General features: G+C 47.1%; 10 protein-coding genes. All 10 read left to right on the forward strand.

The genetic code is table 11. The features are described 5' to 3' along the window. Positions 1 to 20: 20 nt before the first annotated feature. The 10 genes from ACIQZ3_RS04715 (at position 21) to ruvB (ending at position 9,587) form a co-directional block, all read left to right on the forward strand. Positions 21 to 1,022 (forward strand): aminoglycoside phosphotransferase family protein, encoded by a 1,002-nt coding sequence (locus ACIQZ3_RS04715; RefSeq protein ID WP_397390818.1) that lies wholly within the window; start codon positions 21 to 23, stop codon positions 1,020 to 1,022. 9 nt (positions 1,023 to 1,031) lie between these two features. Beyond that, a complete protein-coding gene (gene murU, locus ACIQZ3_RS04720; RefSeq protein WP_397390820.1) occupies positions 1,032 to 1,751 on the forward strand; it encodes an N-acetylmuramate alpha-1-phosphate uridylyltransferase MurU in 720 nt (239 codons plus the stop codon). Beyond that, positions 1,744 to 3,114, forward strand: a complete 1,371-nt coding sequence (locus tag ACIQZ3_RS04725) for an aminopeptidase P N-terminal domain-containing protein (RefSeq protein WP_397390822.1) — start codon at positions 1,744 to 1,746, stop codon at positions 3,112 to 3,114. Before murU ends, ACIQZ3_RS04725 begins: the two co-directional genes overlap by 8 nt. A gap of 10 nt (positions 3,115 to 3,124) precedes the next feature. After that, positions 3,125 to 4,282, forward strand: a complete 1,158-nt coding sequence (locus ACIQZ3_RS04730) for an FAD-dependent monooxygenase (protein ID WP_397390824.1) — start codon at positions 3,125 to 3,127, stop codon at positions 4,280 to 4,282. Between the two features lie 150 nt (positions 4,283 to 4,432). After that, on the forward strand, positions 4,433 to 5,449 hold the full coding sequence (gene dusB, locus ACIQZ3_RS04735; RefSeq protein ID WP_397390826.1) for a tRNA dihydrouridine synthase DusB: 1,017 nt from the start codon (positions 4,433 to 4,435) through the stop codon (positions 5,447 to 5,449). A gap of 28 nt (positions 5,450 to 5,477) precedes the next feature. After that, positions 5,478 to 5,717 carry a helix-turn-helix domain-containing protein gene (locus ACIQZ3_RS04740; RefSeq protein WP_397390828.1) on the forward strand — a complete coding sequence of 80 codons (240 nt, stop codon included), beginning with the start codon at positions 5,478 to 5,480 and terminating at the stop codon, positions 5,715 to 5,717. Positions 5,718 to 5,765: 48 nt separating this feature from the next. Next, complete coding sequence (gene purH / locus ACIQZ3_RS04745) at positions 5,766 to 7,346, forward strand: bifunctional phosphoribosylaminoimidazolecarboxamide formyltransferase/IMP cyclohydrolase (RefSeq protein WP_397390829.1); 1,581 nt, start codon at positions 5,766 to 5,768, stop codon at positions 7,344 to 7,346. Between the two features lie 6 nt (positions 7,347 to 7,352). Further along, positions 7,353 to 7,874 (forward strand): crossover junction endodeoxyribonuclease RuvC, encoded by a 522-nt coding sequence (gene ruvC, locus ACIQZ3_RS04750; protein WP_397390831.1) that lies wholly within the window; start codon positions 7,353 to 7,355, stop codon positions 7,872 to 7,874. 26 nt (positions 7,875 to 7,900) lie between these two features. Continuing rightward, on the forward strand, positions 7,901 to 8,485 hold the full coding sequence (gene ruvA, locus ACIQZ3_RS04755) for a Holliday junction branch migration protein RuvA (protein WP_397390833.1): 585 nt from the start codon (positions 7,901 to 7,903) through the stop codon (positions 8,483 to 8,485). A 31-nt stretch (positions 8,486 to 8,516) separates the two neighbouring features. Beyond that, the gene (gene ruvB, locus ACIQZ3_RS04760; protein WP_397390835.1) at positions 8,517 to 9,587 is read left to right on the forward strand and encodes a Holliday junction branch migration DNA helicase RuvB; all 1,071 of its coding nucleotides are present in this window, start codon (positions 8,517 to 8,519) and stop codon (positions 9,585 to 9,587) included. Positions 9,588 to 9,745: the final 158 nt, after the last annotated feature.

The raw sequence follows: 9,745 nt of genomic DNA on the forward strand, positions 1-9,745 counted from the left end.
CCTTATTATACGAATCGACCATGACTGACTCTCGCTTAAACACCCTCCGTAACTGGCTAAAAGGCCTTGAACCTAGCTGGCAATTAGATCTCCCCACTTTGGCCCCCGCCTCGGCAGATGCCAGCTTTCGGCGCTATTTCCGGATTGAGTCCAAAAACCCGGATTTTCCGACTTTGATCGTGATGGATGCCCCACCCCAACATGAGCCCTTAGATGCCTTCATTAAGGTCGATTTATTGCTCGAAAATGCCGGTCTAAATGTTTCGAAAATTTTAGAAAAAAATGTAGCCGAAGGCTTTCTTTTGCTGAATGATCTTGGCACGAAAACTTACCTTGCAGAACTCAATTCTGAGAGCGCAGATCATCTCTACAAAGATGCAACCCACGCTTTAGTTCAAATGCAATTAGCAAGCAAACCGGATGTTTTGCCAAACTACGATGAAGCACTGTTGCAACGTGAGTTAGATTTATTTCCTGAGTGGTATCTAAAGAAACATTTGCAGATCGAATTAACTGAACTTCAACATTCTCAAATCAAGCAAGCATTTGAACTCATTACTCAAAACAATCTTGCGCAAGCTAAGGTTTACGTTCATCGCGACTACCACTCACGCAACTTGATGGTGACTGAAAAAAATAATCCTGGCGTGATCGATTTTCAAGATGCGGTTTATGGTCCCATCACTTACGATGCATCTTCACTCTGGCGTGATGCTTACATTGCATGGCCAGAAGAACGCGTAATTGATTGGGTGATTAAATTTTGGGAAGAAGGTCGTCAAGCTGGTTTGCCTATGCCAACTGATTTTGGTCAGTTCTATCGTGACTTTGAGTGGATGGGCTTGCAACGCCACCTGAAAGTCTTAGGTATTTTTGCAAGACTATTTCATCGCGATGGCAAAGATGGCTATCTCAAAGATATCCCATTGGTACTGGAGTATGCGATTGCCACTGCAAATCGCTATATCGAATTGAAGCCCTTAGCTCGTATTCTAGAATCGACACGCACTACCAAGGAATAGCAGCAATTCATGATGAATAAGCGCAATCTCATTCCATGCTTTTTACTGGCCGCTGGTCGAGGCGAGCGCATGCGTCCACTAACAGATGAATTACCTAAGCCACTCCTGACCATCAAAGACAAGTCCTTACTAGCTTGGCATTTGGAAGCGCTCAGTGCAGCAGGTATTAAAGACGTCGTCATTAACCATGCCTGGCTTGGCTACAAGATTGAGGAGGCTTTGAGCAACGGCAGCCAATTCGATCTCAATATCACCTACTCCCCAGAAACTAGCGCCCTAGAAACGGCAGGCGGGATTCGTAAGGCACTGCCTTTGCTAAACGCTAGCGATTATTTCCTAGTCATCAATGGGGATGTTTTTAGCCCAAATCTACCGATTGAACGGCTTTTGGAGCAAGTCTCCAGTTTACGAAGCATGCCAAATCAGCCTTTGGCACATCTGTTGATGGTTCCCAACCCAGTTCAGCACCCTGACGGAGACTTTTATCTCAAGAACTCCCAAGTAGCTGCTGAGCCCCTAGATGGCGCTGAAAAACTCACTTTTTCCGGTATTGGGCTATATCACCGAGATCTCTTCAAAGATGTAGAGTTGGATGTACCCACTAAGTTAGCCCCACTCCTGAGAAGGGCTATGGCCAACAATAGAGTGTCCGGTGAAAAATATACCGGCCCATGGCACGATGTAGGCACGCCCCAACGATTACAAGAGCTCAATGCAGCGCATGAATAAGTCCAATATTTACCAACAACGTCGGATTGAACTAGCAAAACTGATCTGCGCCAAAACTGGCAGGGGTATTGCCATCATTACTACGGCGCCAGAGACTTCCCGCAATCGGGATAGTGAATTTCCTTATCGTCACGATAGTGATTTTTTCTACCTCACCGGTTTTGAAGAGCCGGGTGCAACACTGGTACTCAAGATTGCTGGATCAACATCGCAATCTCAACTAGAGTCCCATCTTTTTTGTAGGCCTAAAGACGCGGAGCGCGAGATTTGGGATGGTATTCGCTTAGGGCCAGACGCAGCACCTTCAATCTTGGGTGTGGAGTATGCGTACAGCAATCATGAGTTAGATAACAAGCTGGGTGAATTATTAGCGGATCAAGATGCTGTCTATATTCGCCTCTCTGAAAGTGCAGAGATAGATCGTCGCTTACGTCATTGGATGAAACAAGTGCGAGCTCAGGCCCGTGCCGGCGTTAACCCACCATCAGAGTTTCATGATGTAGAGAGCTTGATTCATGAAATGCGTCTCTTTAAAGATGCACATGAAATTGACATCATGCGTCGTGCAGCCCAAATTTCTGCGCGCGCCCACATTCGGGCAATGCAAGCCTGCAAACCTGGCATGCGTGAATATCATCTCGAAGCTGAACTTCTTCATGAGTTCCGGTATAGCGGTGCACAAAGCGTTGCATACAACAGCATTGTTGCTGGTGGAGCGAACTCCTGCATTCTGCATTACCGCGCTGGTAATACTGAACTGCATAGTGGCGAACTCTGCTTAATAGATGCAGGCTGCGAACTAGATGGCTATGCTTCCGACATTACTCGTACATTCCCAGTGAATGGCAAGTTCACAGGGGCGCAACGCGCGCTCTACGACATCACGCTAGCTTCGCAAGAGGCGGCCATTGCAGCAACTAAGCCTGATAATACATTTATGCAGCCGCATGAAGCTGCACTTAAGGTACTGACACAAGGATTACTTGATGAGAAGCTTCTCAAGCTATCTGAATTAGGCTCCTTGGATAATGCAATTGAGACTGGTGCATATCGTCGCTTCTACATGCACCGCACCTCACATTGGTTGGGTATGGACGTACATGATGTTGGTTCGTATCGTGAACCACTGAGCACATCAACAAACTCCTCAGAAAAACCATGGCGCCTTCTCAAGGCTGGTATGGCCCTTACTATCGAACCAGGTCTATACGTTCGTCCAGCAGACGATGTAGATGAACGTTTTTGGAATATCGGCATTCGTATTGAAGATGATGCTGTTGTCAACGACTCTGGATGTGAATTGATTTCTCGGGGCGTACCAGTCAAAGCCGATGAAATCGAAGCGCTGATGAAGAATAATTAAATTGCCAAGCATGTCAGCAACAAATTTTGATATTGCGATTCAGGGTGGCGGGCCAGTTGGTTTGGCCTGCGCAGCATGGTGCTTGCAAAAGTTTCCTGAAGCCAAGATTTCCTTACTCGATCGCAACCCTATAGAGGATGCCGATTTAGCCGCTGCTGATAGCAGAGGAATTGCTCTATCGCACGGTAGCAAACTCTTGCTCGATACCATTAATGCATGGCCTAGTGAGTGTGCAGATATTCATCGAGTCCATGTGTCACAAGCAGGTCGTTTTGGTCGCGCCCTCATGACTCGCGAAGAATTAAAACAAGATGCGCTAGGTCATATTATTCGCTATCGTGATATTCATCTGACTTTGCGCAAAGCTTTAAGAGACATTCAAACAAAAAGTCCAAATTTTGTTTGGGGGCATATCGATGCCAACACTGACACTGCAAATATCCAAGCCAAATGTGTAGTTCATGCTGAAGGTGGTTTATTTAAAACTCAGGATTGGGTAGAGTCTGGCCGAGACTATGAGCAATCTGCTTTGGTTGGCTTGGTTGAGGTTGAGAATGCTTCACCCCATCAAGCATGGGAGCGATTTACATCTGAAGGGCCTTTGGCAGTTTTGCCAAGCCACTACGGATCCAACATCCTGAATCTGGTTTGGTGTGGAACCCCAAGTTCTTCACAGGCAAGGCTCGCTTTAAGTAATGCTGAATTTCTGGAAAGCCTGCAAGCTGAGTTTGGCTCGCGTATTGGTCAGTTCCTCAAAATCCAAGATCGCCGCCTCTATGAGTTGGGACTTAATTACCGCAAAGAAATCACCCAGGGGAATGAAGTTTGGATTGGTAATGCTGCCCAAGCCTTGCATCCCGTTGCGGGACAGGGTCTAAACCTTGGATTGAGGGATGCTTATCTCTTGGCCGAAAAACTGAGCGCCTTGTTCTCGAAACCTGAAGATCAAAAAACTCCTCTAGCTATTGAAAATACCTTGCAGGAATACGCCCAAAGTCGAAAGGCTGATCGGTCTGCCACCATTGGCTTAACCGACTTTATGGCCAGAATCTTCACTTCAAACCTAATTCCTATTGTGGTCGGTCGTGGATTGGCTTTATCAGCCCTCCAATGGCTCCCATCAATCAAAACAGCCTTAGCTCGCCAGATGATGTTTGGTAGGCGCTAAGGGGCTTAAATAGCCTTCTAAATCCAAGCATTAGTCGTTTGATCTAAATCACGGAATCTGCCTATTTTTTAGGCAGATTTAGGCCGACTTGTGCTAAAGTGACACCCTTTCCCAAGCGCTTAAAGCCCTCCAAAACACAGCCCGAAACAGATGAAAATTGGTTCACACCTGCTCGCAAATAGATTATTTGTTGCCCCTATGGCTGGGGTAACAGATCGTCCATTTCGTCAGCTTTGCAAAAAGCTAGGTGCTGGTTATGCCGTATCTGAAATGATCGCCTCAAACGCATTGCTGTGGAAGAGTGAAAAAACCCAGCGTCGCGCCAATCACCAAGGTGAATTTAAGCCAATCGCAGTCCAAGTCGCTGGAGCTGATCCGCAGATGATGGCTGCTGCAGCCAAACTGAATGTCGATCATGGCGCCCAGATTATTGATATCAATATGGGTTGCCCAGCCAAAAAGGTTTGTAATGTTGCAGCTGGTTCTGCGCTATTAAGAGATGAACCTTTAGTACAGCAAATTTTGGAAGCCGTAGTGCAAGCTGTAGGCGTAGGGCCTGATGCAGTTCCCGTGACTTTAAAAATTCGAACGGGCTGGGATCGCGAGCATAAAAATGCGATTGATATTGCACGTCTCGCTGAAAAATCTGGCATCTCCATGCTGACTGTTCACGGTCGCACCAGAGCCGACCTTTATCACGGCGAAGCGGAGTACGAAACTATTACTGCAGTAAAGAATAGCGTTGCCATTCCAGTGGTTGCTAACGGTGATATCACCACTCCAGAAAAAGCAGAATTTGTTTTAAAAGAAACTGGTGCCGATGCCATCATGATTGGTCGCGCCGCTCAAGGACGTCCTTGGATCTTTCGTGAGATTCATCATTTTCTGGAAACGGGCGGCAAATTACCCACACCGCAGATTAATGAGATTCAAGAGATCATGAATACCCACCTCATTGATCACTATGAGTTTTATGGCGAATATGTTGGCTTGCGCACAGCACGCAAACATATTGGCTGGTACTGCAAAGGCTTACGGGATTCACATGCCTTTCGCCAAAGAATGAATACCGCCGATGACTGCAAAACCCAATTGCAGATGGTGAATGATTTTTTCAATGAAATGAAATCCCACTCTGATCGTTTGTTATTTTTAGAAGCAGCCTAAATTTAGTTTTTAGTTATTTAATTTATCCATGACCAATAAGCACCCCATCACTGAATGTATTGAGACCCAACTCCAACGTTATTTGGATGACCTCAAAGGAACACCTCCATCTGACTTGTACCAAATGGTTCTCGCAGTAGTTGAAAAGCCGATGCTCGAATTAGTCCTGCAACATGCGAAACAGAATCAATCTTTGGCTGCCCAGTACCTTGGCATCAACCGAAACACGCTACACAAGAAGTTGGTTGAACACCAGCTTCTGAAATAAATCAGACCTCAATACCCCATTCTTTATTAATTAATCCTTCTGAAAAATATGATCCGCACAGCCCTACTCTCTGTTTCCGATAAAAATGGCATTGTGCCGTTCGCCAAATCCCTTCATGAGCAAGGCGTCAAGCTGATCTCTACTGGCGGCACTGCAAAACTATTAGCTGAAAATAATCTGCCCGTAGTAGAAGTATCTTCACTTACTAAGTTTCCAGAGATGCTGGACGGTCGCGTAAAGACATTACACCCAATGGTGCATGGCGGTTTACTGGCTCGCAGAGACTTTCCTGAGCATATGGCCGCTTTGAAAGAGCATGGCATTGATACGATCGACATGCTGGTTATTAACCTCTATCCATTTAATGAAACCGTTGCTAAAGTAGATTGCTCATTTGAAGATGCGGTTGAGAACATTGATATTGGTGGTCCAGCGATGTTGCGTGCTGCTGCCAAGAACCACCAAGATGTAACCGTACTCATTTCTCCAGAAGATTACGCGCCCGTTCTCGAAGAAATGAAAGCCAATAAGAATTTAGTTTCTTATAAGACCAATTTGGGTCTGGCTAAAAAAGTATTTGCCCATACCGCCCAATATGACGGCGCGATTGCAAATTATCTATCTGCATTAGGTGATGACCTCGATCACAAGAATCGTTCCGCTTATCCAGAAACTCTGCACCTTGCCTTTGAAAAAGTACAAGAGATGCGTTATGGCGAGAACCCACACCAATCAGCAGCTTTCTACAAAGACATCTACCCAGTCGATGGGGCGCTTGCTAACTACAAACAATTACAAGGTAAGGAGCTCTCCTACAACAACATCGCTGATGCTGACTCTGCCTGGGAATGTGTCAAGAGCTTCACCGGTAATGCTGGTGCTGCAGCAGCGTGCGTCATTATCAAGCACGCCAATCCTTGCGGCGTAGCTGTTGCTGCCAACGCCCTCGAGGCGTATCAAAAGGCATTCAAAACAGATCCAAGCTCAGCCTTTGGCGGAATTATTGCCTTCAACGTGCCATGTGATGGCGCCGCAGCTGAAGCAATTTCTAAGCAGTTTGTAGAAGTATTGATTGCACCTAGCTTTAGCGCTGAAGCCAAAGCGATATTTGCCGCCAAGCAAAATGTGCGTCTCTTAGAAATTCCTTTGGGCACTGCATTTAATACTTTTGACTTCAAACGTGTTGGTGGTGGCTTACTCGTTCAGTCTCCTGATGCGAAAAACGTACTTGAGAACGAAATGCGCGTTGTTAGCAAGCGTCTCCCAACTCCAAGCGAAATGCACGACATGATGTTTGCATGGCGCGTTGCCAAGTTTGTGAAATCCAATGCGATTGTGTATTGCGCTAACGGCATGACCCTCGGTATTGGCGCTGGCCAAATGAGCCGCGTAGACTCTGCTCGCATGGCAAGCATTAAGGCCGAGAACGCAGGTTTAAGCCTCAAAGGTTCTGCAGTGGCAAGTGATGCTTTCTTCCCATTCCGCGATGGCTTGGATGTCGTTGTGAACGGTGGTGCAAGCTGCGCTATCCAGCCTGGTGGCAGCATGCGTGATGATGAAATCATCGCAGCAGCCGATGAGCATGGCATTGCCATGATCTTTACTGGCACACGTCACTTCCGTCACTAAGCACCCATGCGCTGGATAGGAATCGACCCTGGTCTACGAACAACAGGTTTTGGCGTCATTGATGTTGATGGCCAAAAACTGAGCTACGTAGCCTCTGGGACGATTGAAAGTGGTGATCCAGACCAAGGTCTTCCTGTGAGATTAGGAATCTTGTACGCGGGAATTAAGGAAGTGCTTGAGACCTACCACCCAGAACAAGCGGCTATCGAAGAAGTATTTCTGAACGTCAATCCTCGCTCTACCTTGATGCTAGGTCAGGCGCGAGGTGCGGTGATTGCAGCCCTAGTGTCGGACAAACTCCCTGTTGCAGAGTTCAGTGCACTCAGGGTGAAGCAGTCCATTGCGGGAACTGGTAGGGCTACTAAGCCTCAAGTTCAAGAAATGGTGAAACGGTTGCTCCGTCTAAGCCGTGCCCCAGGAACGGATGCGGCCGATGCTTTAGGAGTGGCTATTTGCGCTGCGCATCATGCCCAGATTCCGAAAGCAATTACTGCTGCTCTTGCACCCAAAAAGACTAGCAAGAAATAACAATACAAACAGGTTAAGATCTTTACATGATTGGTCGCATACAAGGCATTCTCGTTTCGGTTCACCCTCCCCGCCTCTTGGTAGATTGCCAAGGCGTTGGCTATGAGATCGATGTGCCAATGAGCACCCTGTATCAACTGCCAGAGACCAATCAAAAAATTACACTTCTTACGCACTTCCAAGTTCGTGAAGATGCGCAACAACTCTTTGGCTTTGCCACTGAAACTGAGCGCGAAGCGTTTAGACAACTGATCAAGATTAGCGGCGTCGGTTCACGCACTGCCCTTGCCGTACTTTCTGGCATGAGCGTCAATGAATTGGCACAAGCTATTGCTATGCAAGAAGCGGGACGCCTAACTCAAGTCCCCGGGATTGGCAAAAAAACTGCTGAGCGCCTTTGCCTTGAGCTCAAAGGCAAGTTAGCTCCAGATTTAGGAATTGTTGGCGGAAAGCCCCAGGCAATTGAAGCCAGCAGCGAAGTATTGCAGGCTCTCTTAGCGCTGGGTTATTCAGAAAAAGAAGCGCATCTTACCCTCAAGCAAATACCGCCTGACACTACAGTTTCAGATGGCATCCGCATGGGCCTCAAATACCTCTCAAAGTCTTCATAACTAGTCACCCAAACACCACTACACTTGCAGTATGGCAATTCACACAGAAGATCTCAGCTCAATTCCCGAAGACTTACCGGAAGGTAATGACCGCATCGTTAGCGGTTCAGCCGGAAACTCTGAAGCTGTCTTCGAAAGAGCCTTGCGCCCAAAACAGCTTGATGAGTATGTTGGCCAAACTAAGGCTAGGGCCCAATTAGAAATCTTTATTACTGCAACTCGAGCTCGTCAAGAAGCTCTAGATCACGTTCTCTTGTTTGGTCCTCCGGGACTTGGTAAAACTACCCTGGCCCACATCATCGCTAGAGAGCTTGGTGTGAACTTGCGCCAAACTAGCGGCCCCGTTCTCGATAGACCCGGCGACCTCGCTGCTTTACTGACCAATTTAGAAGCAAACGATGTGCTCTTTATTGATGAGATTCATCGACTCTCTCCAGTAGTTGAAGAGATTCTGTATCCAGCACTAGAGGACTACAGCCTAGACATCATGATTGGTGAAGGTCCCGCAGCACGAAGTGTCAAGATTGATCTCAAGCCATTTACTTTGATTGGTGCGACCACTCGTGCCGGTATGCTCACCAATCCATTGCGTGATCGCTTTGGCATTGTGGCAAGACTAGAGTTCTACACCACTGAAGAGCTCACCAAAATCATTACGCGCTCTGCAAGCCTACTCAAAGCCGATATTGACCCAGAGGGATCAATTGAGATTGCGAAGCGCGCTAGAGGCACTCCACGTATCGCTAATCGCCTATTACGTCGCGTACGTGACTATGCTGAAGTCAAAGGTACTGGCACCATTACCAAAGAAATGGCTGATGCTGCGCTCAAGATGCTCGATGTCGACCCAAGTGGTTTTGATGTGATGGATAGAAAATTACTAGAAGCCATCTTGCATAAGTTTGATGGTGGCCCAGTAGGCATTGATAACTTGGCTGCAGCGATTGGTGAAGAGCGTGACACCATTGAAGATGTCTTAGAGCCTTACCTAATTCAACAAGGCTACCTGCAAAGAACTTCACGCGGGAGGGTAGCTACCCGTCAAACTTATGAGCATTTTGGATTAGCAGCACCGAACAGCATCATCGACTCAGACTCCTAAAAATAATTGGATCGAGTAGGCTGAGGGATTACTCCCTCAGCCCTCTAACACCACCGTAGGTGCGGTTCCGCATACGGCGGTTCAAATAGCGCGCTGAAGATTTTGGTGGGTTGACACCAAAGACACCAGCCCCATTTGCGTAAAGTATTTAGGTGGAC

It is taken from the genome of Polynucleobacter sp. (assembly GCF_044342855.1).
Lineage (GTDB): Bacteria > Pseudomonadota > Gammaproteobacteria > Burkholderiales > Burkholderiaceae > Polynucleobacter.